We start from the raw sequence: 22,020 nt of genomic DNA, 5'->3' as shown, positions 1-22,020 counted from the left end.
GGAGGGTACGGGCGCCTGACGCTCGCCGACGGGCCGGCATCGCGCGTCCTGTCGCGCCACCGGGACGGACGCGGCGCTGCCGAACGGTACGTGGGGCACCCGCCCGGCCCTTCCCTGCCCATGTTCATGTACGGAAAGTCAACAAGGGGAGACTCGGTGTGATGATCGAAGTTCGAAACCTGACGAAATGGTACGGAAAGACTCGGGCGGTCGATCAGCTCAGTTTTCGCGTCGAGCCGGGACGGGTGACGGGATTCCTGGGGCCCAACGGCGCCGGAAAGTCGACGACGATCCGCATGATGATCGGTCTCGACCGGCCCACCTCGGGCGAAGTGCTCATCGACGGCAAGCGGTACGAGGAGCTGTCCCGCCCCCTGACCCGCGTGGGCGCACTGCTCGACGCCCGCGCGGTGCACAACGGCCGGAGCGTGCGGGGACACCTGACGGGCCTGGCCCGCAGCAACCGGCTGCCGCTGCGGCGGGTCGACGAACTCCTGGAGATGGTCGGGCTCGCGAGCGTCGCGGACAAGCGGGCGAAAGGGCTGTCGCTGGGCATGGCCCAGCGGCTCGGCATCGCTGCCGCTCTTCTCGGCGACCCGCAGGCACTGCTGTTCGACGAGCCGGTCAACGGCCTCGATCCGGAGGGCGTGAAGTGGATCCGCGACCTGATGAAGCGCATGGCGGACGAGGGACGTGTGGTCCTGGTCTCCAGCCACCTGATGAGCGAGATGGCGCTGACCGCCGGGCACCTGGTCGTGATCGGACGCGGCCGGCTCCTCGCCGACACCTCCGTGGAGGACTTCATCGCGGGCAACTCCCGGTCCTACGTGCTCATTCACACACCTGAGCCCGAGCGCATGCGCGACCTCCTGACCGCCCGGGGCGTCCAGGTGGACGCGGGGCCCGACGGATCACTCGAGGCGGTGGGCACCGACCCGAAGACGGTGGGCACCCTGGCTGCCGAGAACCGGATCGCCGTCTACGAGGTCAGTCCGAGGACCGCCTCCCTGGAGGAGGCGTTCATGCAGTTCACCGCGGATGCTGTCGAGTACCGCGCAGGGCAGGAGGCAGTGCGATGAGCGACGATCTGCACGCGGCCGTCGGTTTTGAGTGGTCCAAGGTGCGCACCCTGCGTTCCGTGCTCTGGAGCCTTGCCGTCTGCGCCGGCCTCAGCCTTGCCTTCGCCCTGCTCACCGGAGTCGTGGTCCAGCACCAGTACGCCGACAAGCCCGCCCCCTCGTCCTTCGACCCGGTCTCCGCCGGCTTCAGCGGGCTGAGGCTGGGGCTGATCGGGCTCGTGGTCTTCGGTGTGCTGGTCGTCACCAGCGAGTACTCCTCCGGGACGATTCGCAGTTCACTGGCCGCGGTGCCCCGGCGCGGGGTCTTCTACACGGCCAAGATGCTCGCCGGCGGCCTGACGGCCCTGGCCGTGTCCGCCGCCGCCGCGGTCACCAGTTTCTTCCTCGCCCAGGCGACCATGGGGGACGAGGGCGTGTCCCTCACGGACGACGGGGTGCTGCCCGCCCTGATCGGGGCGGTGCTCTACGCGACCCTGCTCTGCCTGTTCTCGATGGGCGTCGCCGTCCTGCTGCGCTCCTCCGCCATCAGCATGGGCATCCTCGTGCCGCTCTTCTTCACGATCTCGACGATCCTCACGAACATCCCCGGCGTCGGAAAGGTCGCACAGTTCCTCCCCGACCAGGCCGGCGGGCTGGTGCTCTACCGGAACGTGCCCGACGAGTACGTGCTGAACGCGTGGTCCGGACTCGCGGTCCTCGCCGCGTGGACCGCGTGCGCGGCCGGCGCCGGCTATCTGGCCCTGAGGCGACGCGACGCCTGACGGTGCGGTCCGTGTGCCCCACGCATGCGGACCTTATGCGGGGCCGATGCGCGCTCTCCCCTGTCGGTCATGCGGCGGCTGAATGCGGGCCTCCCATGATCGGTGCGGGCGCCGATGGCGAACGGAAGTTCGACGCCCGCATCGACCACATAAGGGAGAACCTCCATGTACCAGGGCGACCTGTCCCTCCTCGAGGAGATCGACGAGCAGGACTTCGACGGTGTGGCGTACGGAGCATGCACCACGAACACCTTCTCGCTCTCGGACGCGCTGGGCAACGGCGGCGGCTGGTGCACGCTCACCAAGGAATGCCAGCCCAACTGCAACTGACCTTTACCAGAATGAGGAGAAACACCATGCAGAACGAGAAGGACATCATCGGGGCCTATGACGAGCTCGAGCTCATAGAGCTGAGCGAGGCGGACGTCACCGGTGGCACGACGCCGGTCTCCATCGCGGTGACCGTGGCGGCCAGCGTCGCCTTCTGCCCGACCACCAAGTGCACCAGCTCCTGCTGATTGCTCTGTAGGCCGGTGTAAGCGGGTGGGGGCGGAATGAATCGAAACCCCAAAGATCCATTCCGCCCCCGCCTTTGGGGTCACTTCACATCGCGTGCAGAAGGACAGCAATGAGATCTGCGATCAACCTCTATCCGGAGTTCGACGACACGGAGATCGGTGAGACGATCACGCCGCTGGCGCCATTCGACGACCATGTGCTCGCCGTGCTCGCCGGTGAGCCGCAGAAGCAGACCGTGGTGTCCGCCCTGCCCGGCGTCGTCAAGGACTGGCTGACACGGCCTGAGGAGTACCCGTTCCAGCACGTGGTCAGGGCGATCGCGGCCGAGGCCGCGGACGGAGATCCGTTGGCCGCCTTCCCCGGCCTGTTCGCCGACCCCGACGACGCACTCGTCGAACTGCTCGGCCGGGCGGAGATCCGCGTCCGCGAGTTGCACACCCGCCCGTTGGTGGTGGCCGTCAACCACGCCCGCGAGCAGGGACTTCTCGAAGGGGACAGCCCGCAGGAGCGCTACCGGTACTTCGTGGACGAGGCGATCCGCAGTTCGCTCACCGCCGCCGGGGGCCTCAGCTTCCCCGTGCTGCGGGATCTCACGCCGGTGGTGCTGGCCGGCACCGTCGACGCCGTCGTCGAGCTCTGCTCCAGGCTGGTGGCCGACAGGGAGGCTCTCCGCGACGCCTTCGACCTCGCACCGGGCGACCGGCTGGTCTCCTTCGGCGCCCCCGAGGGAGACACCCACCATCACGGCCGGGCGGTCTGCGTCCTCACCTTCGAGTCCGGCAGGCGCCTTGTCTACAAGCCGCGCGACGTGTCCTGCGAGGCCGCCTTCGTCCGGCTCGCCGCGGAACTCAACACCGCATTCGGCACCCGTCTCGTCGCCGCCGAGGCGCTCGCCCGTGACGGTTACGGATATGTCGAGTACATCGAGACCGAGGACGTCTCCGACATCTCCGAGAGCTTCATGCGCGACAGTGGCGAACTGGCCGCGGTCCTCTACGTGCTGAACGCGCGTGACATGCACTTCGAGAACATCGTGCCGACCCGCCGCGGTCCCGTCCCGGTGGACCTCGAGACTCTTCTCCATCCGGAGCGGGTCCACGACGGGCCGGTCCCGGAAGCGGAGGGGAACGCGTACGCCACGATCGGGCAGTCGGTCTACGGGGTCGGCATCCTGCCGCTGGTGATGGCGGGCAGGAAGAAGGACCGGGGCGGACATGTGGACCTCGGATTCCTCGGCGGGCCGGGGCGCGGCATGTCCCCGTTCAAGCGGATGAGCTTCGACGCCCCCTACACGGACCGGATCAAGCTTTCCCTCGAACCGCAGAGGGTGCAGGGGCGCAAGACCGTCGTGGGCGAGCAGACCGAGGAGGCGATCCTCCGCCTGGGCCGGGAGATGGCGGACGGCTTCGCCCGTACGTACCGTGCGGTCCTCGCGGCACCCGACACCTGGACCGCACTGTTGCGGACGTTCGCCGACGGCCTGCGGATCCGCTACGTCCACAACCCCACCGCGCTCTACTCGCAGACCCTGCGCATGACCACGGGGCCGAGCGCACTCGACGACCCGGGCACCTATCTCGCGCTGCTCAAGCGCATCGCCATAGCCAGCAAGACCTCGGCCCGGCCGCTGATCGTCTCGGAGCTCCGGCAGATGGCGGAGCGTGACGTCCCGTACTTCACCGTCAGCGCCACCGGCACCGAGATCCGCGACGGAGACGGCCAGGAAGTGGGCGCCGCCTTCAGCCGCTCCCCGCTGGAACTCGCCCTCGGCAAGGCGGACCGCCTCGGCGAGACCGATCTCGTACAGCAACTGCGGCTCATCCGGTCGGCGTTCACCGCACAGTTCCCGGACAACCACCTGTCTCCCGCACGGGACGCGGATGCCCCCGCGGTGGCCGGCGGCCCCGGCAACGACGAGCGTCAGGACCTCGTCGCCCTCGCGCGGGAACTCTGCGACGGCCTGGTCGAGACCGCCCTGCCCGACCGCTTCGCGCACCTGCCCAGGACGTGGATCGGGCCGCTGGCGTCCGCGGAGGCGGACCGCCCCTGGCCGCCCGGCGTACTCGGCTACGACCTGTACACCGGCCGGACCGGTATCGCTCTCACCCTCTGCGCGGCCGGACGTGTCCTGGACGACGACCGTTACCTGAGTGCGTCTCGGCAGGTCTTCTCGGCGACCGCCGACATCCTGGCCACACACCGCTACGAGTCCCGCAGCCTCCAGCAGGCCGGTTACGGCGGCTACACCGGAATGGCGGGCATCCTGTTCTGCCTCTCGGCGGCGGGCCGCCTGGCCGGTGAGGACGACTGGGTGCGCGCCGCCCGGGGAGCGGTACCCCTGATCATCGATCAGATCCGCGCCGAGCCGGCCGACGAGCTGCCGCTCGACGTCATCAGTGGTCTCGCGGGTGTGCTGAGCTGCCTCACGGACATCGTGGGACCTGACTCGCCCGAAGCGATCACCGAGGTGGCGCTCCTCCTCGCCCGGGCCGTCGAGGGGGACGGGGCCTACGCCCGGTCGCTCCTGGACCAGTCGGGGTTCGCCCATGGCATCAGCGGGGTCGTGCACGCCCTCGGCCGCGCCCACCCCCTGCTGCCGGCGGAACACCGGCCACCCGTCGAGAAGGTGCTGACCGCGCTCGTCCGGCGGCTCGACACGTTCTACGACCCGGCCGAACGGAACTGGTCGTCCCGGGCCTCGCAGGACGGAACCTTCGCGACGGGCTGGTGCCACGGCTCGACCAGTGTCGCCCTGGCCCTCACCACCTACGGGACGGTGGCCGGCAGCGAGGACGTCACGGCCCTGCGGGACCAGGCGGTCAGCAACACGCTGCGTCTCGGTTTCGGCCGGAACCTGACCTGGTGCCACGGTGACCTGGGGAACCACGCCGTCCTGCGCTTCGTCGCCGGCCCGGACAGCGCGCCGCTGCACGCCGAGGTGCGGGAAAGGGAACACCGGTGGCTGCGGCCGGAGGTGTTCCGCCGCAAGATGGCCGACCCCGACAGCCGCTACGCGCACACCAACAGCCTCATGGTCGGCAGCGCGGGCCTGGCACTGCACCTGCTCAACCGGATCGATCCGGACCTGCGCCTGTGCCCGGTCACCCTCACCACGGGAGGGCGTCGGCCATGACGAATTCCCCCCGGGAGAAGATCTCCACGGCACGCCGCGTGCCGACCGTGACCCAGGTCACGCAGACGGAGTGCGGTCTGTGTTCGTGCGTCGCCCTGCTGCGGTACTACGGGCGCGCGGAGGAGATCGTCAGTGCCCGCGAGGTCATGGAAGCGGGACGTGACGGCCTGTCGGCCAGCCAGTTGGCGCAGTTCCTGGAATCACGCGGCATGCGGGTCAAGCCGTACCGGGTCAGGAACGTGGCCGCCCTCGAGAACTTCACCTCACCGGTGATCCTCTACTGGGAGAACTACCACTTCGTCGTCCTGGAGAGCTTCGACGGCCGGACGGCCGTCGTCATGGACCCCGCGGTCGGACGGCGCAGGATCGGCCGCGAGGAGCTGGAGAAGAGCTTCACCGAAGTCGTCCTCGCCGCCGAGCCGGCCGAAGGATTCGAGAAGAAGCGCGCGAGGCCGTTCTCCGAGTGGCGTAAATTCCTGCTGCTCACGGCGGACGCGAAGAAGCGCATCGGCATGGTGGCCCTGCTGTCGCTCAGCGGGTACGGGACGGTCCTCGGTATTCCCATCCTCACCCGGTGGGCCGTCGACCGGCACACCCAGTGGGACGGGCTCGGTGATTCGGCCGTTCTCCTGGGCGTCGTGGTGGCTGCCGCGCTGTGCTACTTCCTGCTGCACGTCACGAGGGTCCTGCTGCTGTCCTCGCTGATCGCCGTCCTCGGCAAGGACCTGATGAGTCAGACGTTCACCAGGCTCCTCAACCTGCCGTACAAGTTCTTCACCACACGGCCGCCAGGTGAACTGATCTACCGGCTCAACAGTGTGACCGCGGTACGCGACCTGGTCTCGTCACGGATGGCCCAGGGTGTGCTCGACGTGGGCACACTGCTCTGCGTCACGGTGTACCTGCTGGTCACGGAGTGGCGCCTGGGCCTGGTCGCGGTCGGCCTCTTCCTGCTCAACGCCCTGTATCTGATGAAGACGCGCTACCGCGTCACCGAGGCGGTCGACTCGGAGATCGCGTACCTCGCCAAGAGCCAGGGAACCCAGCTGGACGCCATCGTGTCGATCCCGGCGATCAAGATGGGCGGCTACGCCCAGGAGTTCCTGGCCGGCTGGAACGAGACGTACAGCAACTCGCTGAACGCGATGAAGACGCGGATGCGTCTCCAACAGGGCCGGATCGCCGGACTGTCGACCACGACACAGATGTTCGCGCCCCTGGTCCTGCTGCTGTTCAGCCTCTACCTGGTCAGCCACGGGGGCATCTCCCTCGGGGCCGCCGTCTCGGTCCAGGCGATCTCCGCGACCTACTTCTCCCTGGCCAGTTCGGTGTTCCAGACCTGGACCTCGTTCAACGAGGTGACCCGGTACGTGTCCCGGCTGGCGGAGATCTCCGAAGAGGAGCCGGAGGCCCCCGGCGGCAGCCGTACCGAGCTCGGCTCCCCCTCCATCAGCCTCAAGAACGTCAGCTTCCGCTTCACCAAGCACAGCGACCTGGTGGTCCAGGACGTCACGATGACGATCGGCGCCGGAGAACGCGTGGCCATCGTCGGACCCTCGGGATCGGGAAAGAGCACGCTCGGCCGCATCATCTGCGGGCTCTACGGGGCCACGAGCGGATCGATCGAGTTCGGCGGCCACGACCTCGACGCCTACGACAAGACCGCCCTGCGCCGCAACATCGGCTACATCCCCCAGGAGGTGCACATGCACAACCGCACCATCCTGGAGAACCTGACACTGGGCAAGAACCTGTCCGAGGAGCACGTCCGGGCGTTCTGCGACCGTCTGGGAATTCTCGACTTCGTCGACGACCTGCCCATGGGGTTCAACACCCTGATCTCCGACATGGGAGCCAATTTCTCGGGCGGTCAACGCCAGCGGATCGCCATCGCCCGGGCCCTGCTGGGAAATCCGAAGATCCTGGTCATGGACGAGGCCACGGCGGCACTCGACAACATCAACGAACGCCGCGTCATGCGGGTCATCTCGGAGATCGGGGCCACCCAGGTCGTCATAGCGCACCGCCTGGCCACCGTGAAGTCGGCCGACCGGATCTACGTCCTCGACAAGGGCACGATCACGGAAGCCGGAACCCATGAAGAACTGCTCGGCGAGGGTGACTTGTACGCGAACCTTTACGGTGAAGACCAGCGGGAGGAAACGCTGGTGGGGGGAGAACGAGCGTGACCGACCCGCAGGTGGCAGTCGTCGACTTCCTGCCCTTCTACACGAACCGCATATCCCGTGGGGCAGTCGTGGCCCGACTGCACGTTCCCCTGTCCCAGGTGGCCACGCCCGAACACGCGGAAGAACTGACCGACCAGATCTGGGAAGACCTCGTCACCACCGTGGAGGGGCACTCCCTTCGCGTGCTGATAGCGGAATTCCACGCCTTCCGCGAAGCTCAGGGACTGCCCATGGCAGCCGAGAGCGACGAGGCGCTCCAGAAATTCCGCCGGCATCTGGACGACCCGCCCAACTGTCGTGAAATCCTGTCCCGTTACGAGGTATTGCGCCGTCGGATCACGGTGGTCCTGGACCACTTCCTCGATGCCTACGACGACCTGTTCACCGCCTTCCGCCAGGACCGGCCGCGGCTCGTGGCGGCCGGTCTGATGGAGGACGGGAACGACACGCTCGCCTCGCTGATCACCACGGGCGGGGATCCCCACAACGACAACCGGCGCGTCGTGGGCGCGCGCCTCGCCGGCGGCGGGAAGCTGGTCTTCAAGCCGCGCACCCTGGCGGCCGACGACCTGGTCCGTGACCTGTACGCCGTGGCCGAGCCGTATCTCGCCCACTCCCTCGACGGATGCGTGCCGGCCTCGCTGTCCGTCGGGGACCACGGATGGCAGGGGTTCGTCACCCCCCGCGCCATGACCTCACCGGAACAGCCGGCCCGGTACTTCTACCGCTTCGGTGCGCTGTGCGCGCTCTTCGGCGCCATCGGCGCGTCCGATCTCCATGACGAGAACCTGCTGGCCGCCGGGGAGCACCCGTGCGTCATCGACACGGAGATGATGCTGCGGCCGGGCGCCGGGTCCGGGAACGACTCGCTGGAACACCGGCTGATCAACCACCTCGAGGTCTCGGTGGCCTCCACCATGCTGGTCCCCAACGTCAGACCCGAGTCACCGATCGACGTGATCATGGCGGGCGTCGGCGTCGGCGGCGAGCAGGTGTCCGGCAAACTGAAGAAGACCGTGATCCAGGACGGTGGCACTGACGCCGTCCACCTGCGCTGGGAACCCGTCGTGTACCGGCACAAGGAGAACGTGCCGCGGCTCGGCGAGGAGAAGCTTGCAGCGGTGCGGTACTACCGCGACATCGTCGCCGGATACGTCGACGCCCTGGGAGCCGTCCGGCAGCGCGAGGCCATCGAGGGCGTCCTCGACCGGTACGCCGATCTGCCCGTCCGCTGCCTGATCCGTTCGACGATGGTGTACGGGCGCTTCCTCGACGCGGCCACCCAACCGCGGTACCTGAGCGACGCCGGGGAGACCGAGCGCCTCCTGGGGCTGCTGAAGGGCTTCCCCCGGCATCTGACGCCCGAGGCCCGCGTGTTCGCGGGCGAGGCAGAGCGCGCCGCGCTGGACACCGGGAACGTGCCCTACTTCACGGCACGGGCCGGCTCCACGGAGCTGGCCACGAACAGCTCCCGGCAGGAGGGGGCCCACCCGTCGTCACCGGCCGACTTCGCCCGGGCGGGCCTCGCGCTCCACGCCGGGCAGAGCGACGCCTACCACCGGTTCGTGCTGGAGGAGTGCTTCGGTGAACTCGCCGAGGGAGCACCGGGCGTCATGCCGCCCCAGAGCGTCTTCGCCCCGGTCCTCCACACCGCCGCGGACGGGGCGTGGTGGCCTCAGGTGGCCCGCACGCTTCAGGAGCTCCAGGTGACCCACCAGGGCGAGCAGGGTGCGGAGTCCGGGTGGATCGGCGGGGTGGGGCCCGACCGCGGAGCCCCCACCATCGTCCCGGGCAACTTCCTGTCGTTCCACGACAACGGCGGGATCGTCACCTTCCTCCAGGACGCAGCGCGGCACGACCCGGAGCTGGAAGAGTCGCACCTGAGCGCCGACCGCGGCCTGAGCGCCCTTCTCGAGGTGTACGGCGAGGCGCTGCTGCGGGCCCCGGAGAGCGTGTTCACCGGAGCGGCCTCCCTGCTGCTCACCCGGCCTCGCCGGCAGGACCGTGCCTGGGTGGCCCGGCTGCTGGAGCGGCTGCCGGAGCGAATCGAGGCCGGCACCGTCGAGAAGGACCTGGTCAATGGTCCCGCCGGTCTCCTCATGGCCGTGCTGGCCCGCCTCGAAGCGGGTCAGGACCCCCTGATGGACGAGGCCCGGCTGACGCGGCTGTGCGACCTGGTGCTCGCACAGGCCGGGACGAAGCTGGACCGCGCGTGGTTCGACGTCGCCCACGGCGACATCGGCATGCGGTGGGCCGTCTCCCGGATCGGCCGGCACCTGGGCGACCCGGCCCTGACCGACGCGGCCGCGGACTGGCTGACAGAGCGCCTGGCCGACGGAGGGCTGCCGCCGGTGCCGGGATGGTGCAACGGCAACGCCGGGCTGCTGCTGGTCGCGGCGGAGATCCTGACGTCGGCGGGCCGGCCGCGGACACTCACCGACGGCCGCCTCGCGGAACTGGCCGACCGGGCGACGTCGTTGCGGGAGCAGCACCCGGTGGACCTGTCGGTGTGCCACGGCTCCAGCGGCGTCATCCAGTCGTTGATCGCGGCGAGCGACCTGCTGGACGACTCCTCCCTCCTCGACCGGGCAGCCGACTACCGGGGCCGCGTGGCGCGGGCGGCCCGCAGACAGGGGTTCCACACCGGCTGTCCGGGAAGAACCTCGCTGCTGGGCTACATGTTCGGCTGGTCGGGCATCGGCCATACCGATCTCATGCTGAGCAGGGCACTCGACGGCAGGGCCCCGGACTTCGTGCCGGTCGCACTGACCGCCTCAGGCGTGCCGGAACCGTCGTCGCCGCGGCCACGCGGCGCCGGTGCCGTGACGGGAGGCCTGCGATGACCACCGAGACAAGGGAGAACCCAGTGATGAGCCGGAACCAGAAGAAGGGCATGGCGCCCGCCTTCCCCCTGTTCATCGGGGCGGTGATCGCGGCCGCGGCCTTCAGCCAGGACAACCGGGGCGGTGCGGTGCTGGGTCTGGTGGCCGGCGCCGTGATCTCCCTGATCGTGTCGGTGCGGCGGCGGAAGCGGTAGCGGACGATGAAGTACTCGATACTGCTGCCGGTGGTGCCGGCCCGTCCCGAGCAGGCGGTGCTGTTCGCGAACCTCGTGCAGTGGACCGCCGCCGAGCGCCTGTGGCAGGGGCAGTCGCTGCTCCTCGACCCCCACCACCTGGCCACCTGGCTCGCCGGGATCGGGGTGCGCGTCCCGATGGGTTTCGGGGTCTCCCTGATGCCGCTTCGATCGCCCTACCAGGCCGCACTCGAGGCGCGCTCGGTCGCATTCGCCACCGGGCACTCCGTGGTGGCCGGGTTCGGGCCGGGGCCCGTGTCCTTTCAGCGTGCTCTCATGGGGAAGCCGTACGCCAGTCCGCTGCGGGCCTCGCGGGAATACGCGACGATCGTGCGCTCCCTGGTGTCGGGTGACGACGCCATGGTCGAGGGCGAGGACTTCTCGGTGGCCGCCCGGTTGCTGAAGCGCCCCGCACCACCGGTGGAGGTGGGCCTCGGGGTGCTGCGCCCGAAGATGGCGGCCCTCGCGGGCGAGGTGGCCGACCGGGCCATCACCTGGCTCCTGCCGGCCGGACACCTCGGCGAGACGCTGATCCCGGCGATGCGCGGTGCCGACCGGAAGCTGGAGAAGCCCGTGCACACCACGGCCATCGTGCCGCTGGCGGTCGCCCGCCAGGGGCGGGACGTCACCGCCCTGGTCGAAGCGACCTGCGGAAACCATCTGAAGGCGCCCCACTACCAGGACGCACTGCGGAAGGCCGGGATCGCCGTGTCCGACCGGGGCGACGCCCAGGATGCCGCGCGGGTCGTGGACGCGGGCGCGTTCCTGTACGGCACCGTGGAACAGATCCACGGCCGGCTCGCCGAGTTCGCCGATGCGGGGGTGGACGAGATCGTCCTCAACACCATCGGCGTCGCGCAGACGTACGGACCGAAAGCGGCTGCCCAGGACCTCCTGCAGGTCCTCGGCAGCGAGACGGGTGTGTCGGCAGCCGAGGTCGGACTCACCTGACGTGTGGCCGGGCGGCGCCCGCTCGCCCGGCGTCGCCCGCGGGAGCCATTTCTCCCGGCCCGGCACGCGCCACCGAACGCGTGTCACTTCTTCATGCCGTGATCACACAATTTTCCGACAGCAGAGAGGGTGACCGCACATGTCCCGCACTGAGAGCGTCGATGTCGTCGTCGTGGGAGGGGGCCCGGCCGGAGCCACGGCCGGAAGCCTGCTCGCCAAGGCGGGCCACACGGTGCTCATCCTGGAACGCGAGACGTTCCCCCGGTACCACATCGGGGAGTCCATGGTGTCCGGCATGGCTCCGCTCATGGAGGAACTGGGCCTCGTGGAGGAGCTGGACGCCCGCTTCCGGCCCAAGAGCGGGATCACTCTGCGGTGGGGCAGGGATCCCGAGCCGTGGCGCAGCGACTTCTCCGCGGCCTTCTCCGCGACCGGCAGCCACTTCACCCACGCCTGGCACGTCACGCGGAGCGAGTTCGACGAGCTGATGCTCGACAACGCCCGCAAGCTGGGCGCCATGGTGCACGAGGCCGCCCAGGTCACGAAGGTCCTCCAGGACGAGACCGGCAGGGTGACGGGGGTGGCCTACACGCAGGACGGGGAGACCCACCAGGTCACCGCCCGGTTCGTGGTGGACGCCTCCGGCCAGGGGCGCCTGCTGACCCGTCAGCTGACTGAGACCAGCTGGCAGGAGGACCTGCGCAACGTCGCGGTGTGGACCTACTTCGACTCCTACACACCCATCGAGGACAAGGACGACATCCTTGTCGAGGCCATCCAGGGCGGTGGCTGGGTATGGGGCATCCCGCTCTCGGAAACCAAGCTGAGCATGGGGTACGTGCTGCCCGCGGAGATGCTCGCCGAACAGACCCGTGGCGGCCGTACCCAGCGGGACGTCTTCCTCGACTGCCTGAAGGACAGCCACGTCGCGAAGAAGATGGTCGACGTGGCGGCCCTCGGTGACCTGAGCACCACGCGCGACTGGTCCCATGTGTGCGACACCTTCCACGGTCCGGGCTGGGCCGCGGTGGGGGACGCCGCCGCGTTCATCGACCCCCTGTTCTCCTCCGGCGTGTGGCTGGGCACCTCCGGGGCCTGGCTGGCCGCCCGGGCGCTCGACGCCGCGCTGAAGGACGAGGGCCGGGAGGAGCAGGTCCTGGAGCGGTTCGACTCCCTGTACCGCCAGTTGTTCAAGGACATCCTGGCCTACGTGCGCTTCTTCATGGACCCGACCCGGCTGCGCGAGGAGTACGAGGAGCGGGCGCGGGAGATCGGGAACATGGTGACGCAGAGCTCGCGCGTCGGGTTCGTCTCGATGATCTCGGGCGTGAGCGCCGTCGCGGATGTCGTGGACTTCGACCCGATGAGTGCCGAGGAGGTCGAGGGCGTCATGCAGGAGTGGGACGAGCAGGCCGCCGCGAGCCAGGAAGCCGGCGAAGGCGACGAAGAAAGGTCCCTCGCACAGGAGGCGCACGCGTCCTGACGCGCCCTCGGGGCACCGGCACGGACCGGTCGGTCATGCGAATCGCGTATGGCCGGCCGGTCCGTGCCCGCGGTCCGGGTCCTGCCTAGTGCCTCGGCAGGCAACGTTCGCCCTGTCGCGACGCCCGGCACGCACTCTCGCCGCACCGGCCGAAAGCCCGAGTACGTCCAGTACGGGGGCTTCCGGCCGGCACGCCGAGAGCACGCACCTGACGCCGCTCCTTACCGGGCGAACGTTGCCTGCCGAGGCACTAGATCCACTGTCGGCGAGCGGCCTGCACACCTGCCTCGAAACGGCTGGAGACGCCGAGCCGCTCCATCAGCGTGGCCAGCTTCCGTCTCTCCGTGCGCACACTGATGCCGAGTATTCGTGCCACCGCGGTGTCGGTCAGCCCGGCGGCCAGCAGCTCGAGCAGCCTGCGGTCCTGGGGTGTGATCTCGTCGCGCTCCGCCTCGTGGGGGGCGGCTGCCTGGGACAGCGGGTTCGCATGGTCCCAGTACGCCTCGAACAGGGCCCGCATGGCCAGCACCATCGGTCTGTTCCTGAACAGCAGCGTCGAGCTCGATCCCTGCCCCGGCAGCCCGTCGACCACGGCAGCCGTCGTGTCCACGATCAGGAGCCGCATCGGCAGGGAAGGGGCGGTGCGGACCTCGCAGGTGTGCTCGTCCATCCATCGGGCCTGCGATCTGGTGACGGGATCGCGCATGATCTTGTCGACGTAGATGGAACGAAAACGCGCGCTGCGCCCGAACGCCCGCTTTTTCAGGAGGCGGCAGGTCTCCAGCGACTCCTCGGTCGGTCCTCCCGCCGGGTGGAGGGCCAGGCTTTCCTGCCGGCAGGACTTCAGCAGGGTCTCCACCCGTGTACGGACATCGTCGACGTGGTGCAGTTGCTCGACGCCGTCGGCATGGGCCGATCTTCCGTCAGCGGCGTACTCCGCGGCTATGGTGCCGAGCACCGTCGTGTTCTGCTGGATGCGGCGGGCTCGCCCTGCGAGCGTCTCCTGTTCCCGTTGGAGCAGGGTCCTCATCCCGCACAACGGGTTCACGGCCCTCAGACCCCTGGGCGAGTCCTCGGAGGGGGCAAGCAGTGCCAGGTCGATGAGCTTCGCTATGGCCGCCTCGGTGGTGCCGGCGTCGCCGTTGGTCAGCCGGGCCAGCTCGTGCGCGTCCTGTTCGTCGTGGAACAGGAACGCGCGATACACCTGGAGTGCCTCTTGGTCGAGTGCGAGCGCATCCATGAAGTCCCCCTTGGGCTGCTCTGAGAGCTGACGCGCGTGGGCCACGACCACGCGCCTGGATCGGAGCGCCAGCTTGTGTGTTCCTGGTGAACTTCCGTCAACAGTTTGCAAGATCTTCACATGACTCAGAGCCCATCGCTTTGCGGTTCGGTGACCCTGTGTGAGTCATGTGCGGTCCTGTCCGAGGCTGGTGGGGTGCGGGAGCGGCACGAGGCCCGCACGGGGAGACCTGGCCGCCGTCGCGCGGCCCACCGGGCCGGAGGGCCGGGCCGAATGACCGTCGGGCCCCGGGTTCCTCCGCCGGCTGTAACGTCGCCCGTCGCTTCGTCACAGGCTGCTTCAAAACCCCGTACGCCGGACGTGTCCTCGACGAGAGAATTCGCGAGTTCCGACGACTCGTCACTTCCCCGCCTTACGCGCCAGAAAGCATTGCGGGAGTGGGTCGAAGAGATCTCGGTCGACCGGCAGTAGTGGCGGACGGCGCCGGTTCGTCCTGCCATGTCCGGCTCGACGTATCCGTGGGCTGCTCCAGCGGCTCTCTGGCAGCTTCCTGACAGATCCCGGATGTAGACAGGCGGGATGCTGAAATGGTTCCCTTTCCTGGATAGGCGATGCCACTGGAAGAAGGCGACAGTGGCCGTAGTGAAGGAGTGTCACCGACCCAATGCTCCTAAACGGCCGCTGCGTTCGCATGAAAGGGAGTGGCGTCAAGTTCCCGGAAGTCGCACTCTCCGCGGCCTTCGCGTCGAGCTCCTCGCGCCGACGGTGGCCATGAGTGACCACGCACCGTCAGGGTGTGCTCCGCCTGCCCGTCCGTAGACCGTGCCGCAGGCGATCTGGACAGATCATTATAATGAGGAATTATGGGGGACAATGATGACCTCGACCGCACGACGCTGCTCGCTCTTACCGAAATTCTCTCCCCGGAGGAAGGCGTTTTTTGCAGCAATGTGCTGCCCACTCCCATGAAAGGGATAGGTGACACGATGCTGTTCAGAATTCTGGGACACCTTCGAATTCAGGAAGAGGTCGAGGTCCGTTCACCCACGCGGCGGGCGATTCTCACGGCCATGCTCCTGCGGTCCGGTCATCCCATCGGGATGACGGAATTGGCCGAACTCCTCTGGGACGATCCGCCCTTGTCGGCCAGTGCGAACATTCGCAGTCACTTCACTGGACTGCGGCGCGACCTCGACCGTGCCCTGCCGGGGCTGAGCCACAGGATCAAGACATGCCGCGGCGCCCAGAGCGGCTACCGGATCGAGGTCGGGCCGGAAGAGGTGGACCTGCCCGTGTTCGTCCGGGCCTCCAGGCAGGGCCGCATGTGCTGGGCGCGGGGCGAAGTCGAGAGCGCCATTGCCGTACTCGAGGATGCGCTGGCTCTCTGGCGCGGCCCGTTCGGGCAGGATCTGCCGATGACGCGCTGGTTCGACGCACACGCGACGGGACTTCGCAACGGGTGGCTCGACACGTACGAGGACCTCTTCACCGTGCTCCTCAGCGCGGGCAGGACGGAGATGCTGTCCTATCGCATCGAGACGATCATCGCGGAAGCGCCCTACCGGCAGCGTCTGTGGGAACTCCTGGCAGCGGTGTACTGCGTCCAGGGCGACTCGGCGGGCGCGTTGAACGTCCTCAAGCGATGCAGGGCGGTTCTGGTCGAGGACCTGGGCCTCGACGTACCTCCGAGCATCGAGGCCATCAGGGGAGCGGCGCTCGCCTGGGACGGCGACGAGGCCCTGCGCCTGGTCGTACGCGCCGCCTGAGGGCCTTCGTCCCGCGCCCGGTGTTGACCCGGGGCGACGAACAGGGCCGAGATCCGGACCGGCGGGTGGAACGCCGCCGTCGCGGTGCTCTCGTGTCTTTCGAACGTACTGGCGCACGGCAACGCGTCCCATGTTCCGCGGCGGCTCATACCGCAACCGATGGGCGTGCGCCGATGGTGAATCACGGAGGAGTCATGGAACACCCGAGAGGCCTCTCGAAGGCAATAGATGATTTCGTTTCCACGCTGACGGGCGGCGACTTCCTGTCGGAGGTCTACCACCACGATCACCGCGTATTACCCGGTGCCGCGGAGGAGATCAGGAGCCTCTTCGGCTGGGGCGACCTGAACGAGATCCTGGAGACGCACCAACTCAGGTCCCCCCAGATGCGGTTGTCACGGGACGGCAAGCAACTCCCCGAGACCTCCTACCTGGAGGTGGGCGCCGCCCGGCGCGGACGCCGGCGCATCCGCGTCGATCCGGCGAGGCTGCGAGCGGCGTTGTGCGCGGGCCACACGCTCGCGATGCGGTACGTGGACGAGATCCACCCCGGACTGTCGAAGCTCTCCGAAGCCTTCGAGCGCGTGCTGCTCAGCGACTTCGAGTTCAACCTCTACGCCTCGTGGGCGCCCACCGGCGGTTTCAACGCCCACTGGGACAACCACGACGTGTTCGCCATCCAGCTCCAGGGCAGGAAGCGGTGGCGCATCTTCGGGCGCAACGAGTTCTCCATGCGTCCGAGGGATTCGGCGATGGGTACTCCGCCCACCGAGGTCGTCGACGACGTGGTGCTCTCTCCCGGCGACGTTCTCTTCCTGCCCCGGGGCTACTGGCACGACCCGGTGACCGAGGAGGGCCCCTCCCTCCACATCACCGGTTCGATCCCCTGCACCACCGGCCTGGACCTGGCCCGCTGGCTGCTGGAGCAGCTCCGGGAGGACGAGGCCATGTGCGCGGAGCTGTTGCGCTTCGGCGACCCGCAAGGCCCGCAGGAGGTGCTGCGGAAGGTGCGGGAGCGGCTGAATGGAGCGTTCGCGGAGGAGGACCTGTTGAAGCGGTTCTTCGCCGTCCGGGACGGTGCGCAGTTCGGGAGGTTCGCCATCGGGCTCCCGGACATCGGCCCCACGTCCCCCGCGCCGGGTGGCCCCCCGCCAGGGCTGTGACCACGGCTGCCGCGAGTCCCGGCTGCCGCGGCACGGACACGCGGCTCGTCATGCACCGGCACGTGCGCAGGGCCGTGACGCGCTGAGGTCCGGGCGGTCTCCGCCCTCTCGGATCCTCTCCCGACCGGGCGAAGGCGTGGCCGTGGACGTCACTGCCACGACTGCCACCACCCCACCGGGTACCTGTCGTTACCCGGTGGGGTGGTGGCCGAGGTGGGCGGCGATCAGCTCCCGCAGCCGGTCCGAGTCCTGCGGTGCGGCCAGACCGCGTTTGGGCAGGATCATCACCCCGGCTCTCGACGCGTCCGGAGTGAGCAGCACGAATACTCTCCGGCCCTCGACGCAGCGTCCGTAGAACTGCCAGCCGGTCTCTTGCGCGTGCCGCTCGGTCACAGTCCTGATGCCGGACGCGTCGACAGTCACGCGGTGCTCGCCCAGATGCCGGGCGTAGCCCAGCAGCCCCAGAGCCGACACCCAGCGGACGCCCGCCAACAGGAGGCACGTGACCAGGAACGCGATCCATGTGCTCGCGTCCACGGCACCGATGCCCCGGGTCAGCACCGTGGCGGCGACCGCGAAGGCGAAGAACGCACCCAGACCCCACATGATGCGATGGCACCACCGCCCGATCGGACTGTGCCGCAGTTGGATCTTCAACCCGTCGGATATCTCCCGCCACGTCACTGTGTACGTCAGCTGCACCGGCACATCAACGGCCATGCTTTCTCCCCCGGAGTTGATGGGCAGGGACTGTACCGGTGGGTGGCCGGCGTCGGCGGGCGCCCGCTGAAAGAGCGGCAGCCGGCACCGGACGAGCCCGGTGCCGCGACCTGACGCCGTGACGTTCGACACCAACCCGAAGGGACGGTCGTACCCGACAGGACCGATCGTCTTGTCCTTTGAGGCACAGGTCCCGACCGGCCCGGGCCCCGACTGCCGTGCGCGGCCGAGCGGCTCGGTGTGCGGCCACGGCAACGCCGGGCTGCCCGGCATCGGGGCGGCGAGGCGCCCCGATCCGAGTCGGGGTGAATGGAAGGACGACCGGGGCCGCCACCCCCCACAGGAGAGGCCCCGGTCGTCTTCCTGGGGGCCGCAGGACGACCCCGTACTCATCTCAGCGCCGTGACTGCGTTTTCTGTCACACCGTGCGGTGCCGGAGGAATGTTGCGGGTTGTACAAGTCATGGACGCGATGCCCGCCCAGGACGTAGCGTGCTGAGTCGCGCAGGGTGGCGCGGCAGTGGTGACCAGCTGCGATTCAGGACAGCAGGGCAGGTTGAGGGAGTGCTGGGGGACGACGCGGGGCTTACTGCCGCGGTGCTCGCGGCGCAGGACGGGGACGAGGACGCCTTCCGTACTGTGTACCGCGCTGTGCAGCCGCGGCTGCTGGGCTACATACGGACGCTCGTGGGGGAGCCGGACGCCGAGGACGTGGCGTCCGAGGCGTGGCTGCAGATAGCCAGGGACCTCGGCCGGTTCAGCGGTGACGCCGACCGGTTCCGGGGGTGGGCGGCTCGGATAGCGCGCAATCGCGCCCTGGACCATCTGCGGATGCGCGGCAGGCGGCCCGCCACCGGCGGCGACGAGACGGAACTGTCCGAGAAACCGGCCGGGTCCGACACGGCCGATGAGGCGATCGAGGCGCTGGCCACCGGCCGCACCATGTCGCTCATCGCGCAGCTGCCGCAGGACCAGGCCGAAGCCGTGGTGCTGCGCGTGGTGGTCGGCCTCGACGCCAAGAGCGCGGCGCAGACACTGGGCAAGCGGCCCGGGGCGGTCCGCACGGCCGCTCACCGGGGGCTGAAGCGGCTCGCCGAACTGCTGCGGGCGGACGGTGCGGACGGCCCGGACGGCGCCGGGCACCCGGGCGGTGAAGGCGGCCTGTCGGACGCCGGCCGCGCGGAAGGGAGCCGTCCGCGGGGCGACGGGCCGGCCGGGGGAGTCGGCGCACCGAGGGGACAGGCCGAGGGCACGGCCCCGGCGCAGTCGCCGCAGGGGAACGGGGCGGGGCGGTCGCTGGAACTCGGCGCCGTCCCCGCGCAACGCCCCAACCGCACCGGCCTGGTGGCGCCCGCCGGTGTGACGCATTCGCGTCTGTGGACGCAGAAGGACATGTGATGGCCGACGAGCAGCACGAATGGCTTGACAAGGAAGCGGCGGAGAAGATGCTCCGCCGCGAACCGGTCGACCCTTCCGACGGCCGCCCCCGACACGAAGCCGAGAGGCTCGCGGCCGCCCTGGACGCCGTGGCCCGCACCGCCCGCCCCGCCGCGGGGGAGCTGCCCGGCGAGGCCGCGGCGCTGGCCGCCTTCCGTGCCGCCCGAGGCTCCGCTCCCCGTACCCCCGCCCTCTCCGCGCCGGCGGACCGGGTGCGGGCCGCCCGGACCACGGGGGCGGACGACTCCGCCGAGTCCGGGATGCTCGCCCCCGTACACATACGCCCGGCCGGTTCCGGCACGCCGGCGGGGGCCGCGGACAGCCGCGGCCCCCGCCCCATGCGCTGGAGCCGGCCCATCCGCTTCGGCCTGGTCGCCTCCCTCGCGTGCTGTGCGATCGGCGGGGTGGCCGTGGCCGCCGGGACCGGGATGCTGCCCGGCCCCTTCGGCCGGCACGCGCCGACGCCGGCCACCTCGGTGTCGGCCGCCGCGTCCCCCGAGGAACTGGGCTCCGGACTCACCGGCGACGACGAGATGTCCGCCCCGCCGCCCCGGTCCCCGGGCGAGGGCGCGGCGTCGCCGGACGCGCCCGGGGCCGGTCCGACCGCCGGGCCGGAGAGCGGCCGCCCCGACGACGGCGACCGCACCACCGGCGAGGACCCTGCGGGCGACAGCACGGACGGCGGCGAGAGCCGCTCCGGTGGCGCCCAGGACGACCCGGCGGACGGCACCGGTGCGACGAAGGGCTCGGCCGGCCAGGACGGCGACGGGACGTCCGGTGACTCCGACACCACCGGTGACACCGGCGACAAGACGTCCGCCTGGTACGCCAAGACGCTGAAGGCCTGCCGCGCCTACCGCGACGGCAAGCTCGACGACGAGAGCCGGAGCCGCCTCGAAGCGCTGGCCAAGGGGGCCCGCAACCTCGACCGCTTCTGCGACCGGATGCTCGACCAGGCCGATGGCAAGAACGGCGACGGGAACAACGGCAACGGGAACGACGGCAACGGCCAGAGCGACGACGACCAGGCCGGCGGCGACGGCGCGTCCGGCGGTTCGGGCACTCTGCCGTCGATCGGGTTCTCCACCGCCTCCCCGGAGCCCTCGGGGGCCGCGGGTTCCACGGACTCGGCGACCTCGCACTCCGCGTCGCCGTCGCTCCCCCTCGCGGCCCGCTGAGGGCGCGCACCGCCCCTCCGACGCCGGCGTACACGCTCTCACTCCGCCGTCCGCACCGCCCCCGCCACCAGGGGTGTGACGTTTTTCGGCCTGCGGACGCAGTAACAAGTGAGCCGACTGGTCATCGGCAGCGCCCGGAGCCGGGGTTCCCCCCGTACCTACGGCTCGGCGCAATGGCGCGGGCGGGACACGTTCCCCCGGTCCCGCCCGCGCCCCTCATTCATGGCCTCACTTGTAGACCACGACCTTGTCGCCGTCGCGGACCTGGGCGAACAGCGACGCGATCTTCCCCTCGTCCCGGACGTTGACGCAGCCGTGCGAGGCACCGTTGTAGCCGCGGGCCGCGAAGTCCGACGAGTAGTGCACCGCCTGGCCGCCGCTGAAGAACATCGCGTACGGCATGGCCGTGTGGTAGATCGACGACACGTGGTGCCGGGACTTCCAGTAGACGGAGAAGGTGCCTTCGCGGGTCGGCGTGTACTGCGAGCCGAACCGCACGTCCATCGACGAGACGACCTTGCCGTCGATGATCCAGGACAGCGACCGGCTGTTCTTGCTGATGCAGATCACCCGGCCCGTCATACAGCGCTTGTCCGGCTTCGCGGCCGGCCGGGTGGTCGGCGGGTGCAGCTCGGCGGCCGTCGGCTCGTGTGTCATGCCGAGCAGCTTCTGCCAGGTGAGCGTGTCCGTCCTGCCCGTACGGGACAGGCCGCGCTTGCCCTGGAACGACTGCACGGCGGTGACCGTGACGGAGCCGTAGTAGCCCGTGGGGCTGCGGTCGAAGTGGCCGATCTGACGCAGCCGGGCCTGGAGCTCGCGCACCTGCCCGCTCTGCGCGCCGCTCGCCATCAGCACCTCGGCCTGCGGATCGGCCGACGGCGTGGATTTCGGTGGTGTCCCGGGCTTCGTGCTCGGCCTCCCGCTCGGCTTCGCGCTGGCGGACGGTGTCGCCGACCGGGTGCGGTCCGTGCCCGGTTTGGCGTCATCGGTGGGTGTGCGGCTCGCCGACGCCGCCGGGGAAGCGGCCGGTGCGCTGCCGGCGGGCTCCGCCTTGCACCCGGCGGTCACGGCGACGAGTGCGAGTACGGCGACAGCCGCGGAGACCGTGCCGGCTCCCCGGCCGCCTCGGCGTGCGTGGCCGCGCCCGGTCCTGCTGCTGCGTATCATCCCGGCCCCCTGAGTCTGCGGTATCTCATGAGACGGATTCCCGCTCTGCCCGGTTGCCGAATCCTGCGCATGATGGGGAAAGCGGCATCGAGGACCGGAGGATGTCAGGCATCAGGGCTGTGAGCAAGGTCCCGGCCCGGGCCCCTCCGACGGTTGCGG

At 69.7% G+C, this 22,020-nt stretch carries 17 protein-coding genes; 14 read left to right on the top strand and 3 right to left on the bottom strand.

Annotated features, from left to right (window positions below; all coding sequences use genetic code 11):
- Positions 1 to 161: 161 nt before the first annotated feature.
- From ACFYPA_RS23505 to ACFYPA_RS23460, 10 genes are all read left to right on the top strand, one after another.
- Positions 162 to 1,079: an ATP-binding cassette domain-containing protein gene (locus ACFYPA_RS23505; RefSeq protein WP_359313608.1), complete on the top strand. Its 918-nt coding sequence runs from the start codon at positions 162 to 164 to the stop codon at positions 1,077 to 1,079.
- Complete coding sequence (locus ACFYPA_RS23500) at positions 1,076 to 1,840, top strand: ABC transporter permease subunit (RefSeq protein WP_359078565.1); 765 nt, start codon at positions 1,076 to 1,078, stop codon at positions 1,838 to 1,840. Before ACFYPA_RS23505 ends, ACFYPA_RS23500 begins: the two co-directional genes overlap by 4 nt.
- A gap of 165 nt (positions 1,841 to 2,005) precedes the next feature.
- Positions 2,006 to 2,170: a plantaricin C family lantibiotic gene (locus ACFYPA_RS23495; protein ID WP_359078567.1), complete on the top strand. Its 165-nt coding sequence runs from the start codon at positions 2,006 to 2,008 to the stop codon at positions 2,168 to 2,170.
- 26 nt (positions 2,171 to 2,196) lie between these two features.
- On the top strand, positions 2,197 to 2,358 hold the full coding sequence (locus tag ACFYPA_RS23490; protein WP_359078569.1) for a class II lanthipeptide, LchA2/BrtA2 family: 162 nt from the start codon (positions 2,197 to 2,199) through the stop codon (positions 2,356 to 2,358).
- A 110-nt stretch (positions 2,359 to 2,468) separates the two neighbouring features.
- On the top strand, positions 2,469 to 5,492 hold the full coding sequence (gene lanM / locus ACFYPA_RS23485) for a type 2 lanthipeptide synthetase LanM (RefSeq protein WP_359350691.1): 3,024 nt from the start codon (positions 2,469 to 2,471) through the stop codon (positions 5,490 to 5,492).
- Positions 5,489 to 7,681: a peptidase domain-containing ABC transporter gene (locus ACFYPA_RS23480; protein WP_359078573.1), complete on the top strand. Its 2,193-nt coding sequence runs from the start codon at positions 5,489 to 5,491 to the stop codon at positions 7,679 to 7,681. Before lanM (ACFYPA_RS23485) ends, ACFYPA_RS23480 begins: the two co-directional genes overlap by 4 nt.
- Entirely contained in the window at positions 7,678 to 10,524 is a 2,847-nt protein-coding gene (gene lanM, locus ACFYPA_RS23475) for a type 2 lanthipeptide synthetase LanM (RefSeq protein ID WP_389134003.1), read from the top strand. The genes ACFYPA_RS23480 and lanM (ACFYPA_RS23475) overlap by 4 nt, the downstream gene beginning before the upstream one ends.
- 26 nt (positions 10,525 to 10,550) lie before the next feature.
- Entirely contained in the window at positions 10,551 to 10,718 is a 168-nt protein-coding gene (locus tag ACFYPA_RS23470; protein WP_359078577.1) for a hypothetical protein, read from the top strand.
- Between the two features lie 6 nt (positions 10,719 to 10,724).
- Positions 10,725 to 11,708, top strand: coding sequence for an LLM class flavin-dependent oxidoreductase (locus ACFYPA_RS23465; RefSeq protein WP_389134000.1), 984 nt, complete (start codon positions 10,725 to 10,727; stop codon positions 11,706 to 11,708).
- A gap of 139 nt (positions 11,709 to 11,847) precedes the next feature.
- On the top strand, positions 11,848 to 13,191 hold the full coding sequence (locus tag ACFYPA_RS23460; RefSeq protein ID WP_389133998.1) for an NAD(P)/FAD-dependent oxidoreductase: 1,344 nt from the start codon (positions 11,848 to 11,850) through the stop codon (positions 13,189 to 13,191).
- A 250-nt stretch (positions 13,192 to 13,441) separates the two neighbouring features.
- Here ACFYPA_RS23460 and ACFYPA_RS23455 read toward each other — a convergent pair whose 3' ends face one another.
- Positions 13,442 to 14,431, bottom strand: a complete 990-nt coding sequence (locus ACFYPA_RS23455) for a helix-turn-helix transcriptional regulator (protein WP_359078583.1) — start codon at positions 14,429 to 14,431, stop codon at positions 13,442 to 13,444.
- An 863-nt stretch (positions 14,432 to 15,294) separates the two neighbouring features.
- Here ACFYPA_RS23455 and ACFYPA_RS23450 point away from each other — a divergent pair.
- A complete protein-coding gene (locus tag ACFYPA_RS23450; protein ID WP_359078585.1) occupies positions 15,295 to 16,197 on the top strand; it encodes a BTAD domain-containing putative transcriptional regulator in 903 nt (300 codons plus the stop codon).
- A 194-nt stretch (positions 16,198 to 16,391) separates the two neighbouring features.
- Entirely contained in the window at positions 16,392 to 17,360 is a 969-nt protein-coding gene (locus ACFYPA_RS23445) for a JmjC domain-containing protein (protein WP_359078587.1), read from the top strand.
- 189 nt (positions 17,361 to 17,549) lie between these two features.
- On the opposite strand, the gene ACFYPA_RS23440 is transcribed toward ACFYPA_RS23445, so the two are convergent.
- Positions 17,550 to 18,080: a YcxB family protein gene (locus ACFYPA_RS23440; RefSeq protein ID WP_359313594.1), complete on the bottom strand. Its 531-nt coding sequence runs from the start codon at positions 18,078 to 18,080 to the stop codon at positions 17,550 to 17,552.
- A 563-nt stretch (positions 18,081 to 18,643) separates the two neighbouring features.
- On the opposite strand from ACFYPA_RS23440, the gene ACFYPA_RS23435 reads away from it, so the two are divergent.
- Both ACFYPA_RS23435 and ACFYPA_RS23430 read left to right on the top strand, forming a co-directional pair.
- Positions 18,644 to 19,477 (top strand): RNA polymerase sigma factor, encoded by an 834-nt coding sequence (locus ACFYPA_RS23435; protein ID WP_359078590.1) that lies wholly within the window; start codon positions 18,644 to 18,646, stop codon positions 19,475 to 19,477.
- A complete protein-coding gene (locus tag ACFYPA_RS23430; protein ID WP_359313591.1) occupies positions 19,477 to 20,694 on the top strand; it encodes a hypothetical protein in 1,218 nt (405 codons plus the stop codon). The genes ACFYPA_RS23435 and ACFYPA_RS23430 overlap by 1 nt, the downstream gene beginning before the upstream one ends.
- Before the next feature lie 228 nt (positions 20,695 to 20,922).
- On the opposite strand, the gene ACFYPA_RS23425 is transcribed toward ACFYPA_RS23430, so the two are convergent.
- Positions 20,923 to 21,861: a L,D-transpeptidase family protein gene (locus ACFYPA_RS23425; RefSeq protein WP_359313589.1), complete on the bottom strand. Its 939-nt coding sequence runs from the start codon at positions 21,859 to 21,861 to the stop codon at positions 20,923 to 20,925.
- Between the last annotated feature and the right edge of the window lie 159 nt (positions 21,862 to 22,020).

The organism is Streptomyces sp. NPDC005775 (assembly GCF_042871565.1).
Lineage (GTDB): Bacteria > Actinomycetota > Actinomycetes > Streptomycetales > Streptomycetaceae > Streptomyces.
Note: the sequence above shows the minus strand (reverse complement) of the source record. Positions and strands in the feature narration are given on the sequence as shown.

What these genes read in the sequence shown, in the direction of transcription:
- ACFYPA_RS23495 (WP_359078567.1), top strand. Translation starts at nt 2,006, where the DNA reads ATGTACCAGGGCGACCTGTCCCTCCTCGAGGAGATCGACGAGCAGGAC.
- ACFYPA_RS23455 (WP_359078583.1), bottom strand. Translation starts at nt 14,431, where the DNA reads ATGGATGCGCTCGCACTCGACCAAGAGGCACTCCAGGTGTATCGCGCG.
- ACFYPA_RS23450 (WP_359078585.1), top strand. Translation starts at nt 15,295, where the DNA reads ATGGGGGACAATGATGACCTCGACCGCACGACGCTGCTCGCTCTTACC.
- ACFYPA_RS23500 (WP_359078565.1), top strand. Translation starts at nt 1,076, where the DNA reads ATGAGCGACGATCTGCACGCGGCCGTCGGTTTTGAGTGGTCCAAGGTG.
- lanM (WP_359350691.1), top strand. Translation starts at nt 2,469, where the DNA reads ATGAGATCTGCGATCAACCTCTATCCGGAGTTCGACGACACGGAGATC.
- ACFYPA_RS23505 (WP_359313608.1), top strand. Translation starts at nt 162, where the DNA reads ATGATCGAAGTTCGAAACCTGACGAAATGGTACGGAAAGACTCGGGCG.
- ACFYPA_RS23445 (WP_359078587.1), top strand. Translation starts at nt 16,392, where the DNA reads ATGGAACACCCGAGAGGCCTCTCGAAGGCAATAGATGATTTCGTTTCC.
- ACFYPA_RS23480 (WP_359078573.1), top strand. Translation starts at nt 5,489, where the DNA reads ATGACGAATTCCCCCCGGGAGAAGATCTCCACGGCACGCCGCGTGCCG.
- ACFYPA_RS23430 (WP_359313591.1), top strand. Translation starts at nt 19,477, where the DNA reads ATGGCCGACGAGCAGCACGAATGGCTTGACAAGGAAGCGGCGGAGAAG.
- ACFYPA_RS23490 (WP_359078569.1), top strand. Translation starts at nt 2,197, where the DNA reads ATGCAGAACGAGAAGGACATCATCGGGGCCTATGACGAGCTCGAGCTC.
- ACFYPA_RS23465 (WP_389134000.1), top strand. Translation starts at nt 10,725, where the DNA reads ATGAAGTACTCGATACTGCTGCCGGTGGTGCCGGCCCGTCCCGAGCAG.
- ACFYPA_RS23460 (WP_389133998.1), top strand. Translation starts at nt 11,848, where the DNA reads ATGTCCCGCACTGAGAGCGTCGATGTCGTCGTCGTGGGAGGGGGCCCG.
- ACFYPA_RS23440 (WP_359313594.1), bottom strand. Translation starts at nt 18,080, where the DNA reads ATGGCCGTTGATGTGCCGGTGCAGCTGACGTACACAGTGACGTGGCGG.
- ACFYPA_RS23470 (WP_359078577.1), top strand. Translation starts at nt 10,551, where the DNA reads ATGAGCCGGAACCAGAAGAAGGGCATGGCGCCCGCCTTCCCCCTGTTC.
- ACFYPA_RS23425 (WP_359313589.1), bottom strand. Translation starts at nt 21,861, where the DNA reads ATGATACGCAGCAGCAGGACCGGGCGCGGCCACGCACGCCGAGGCGGC.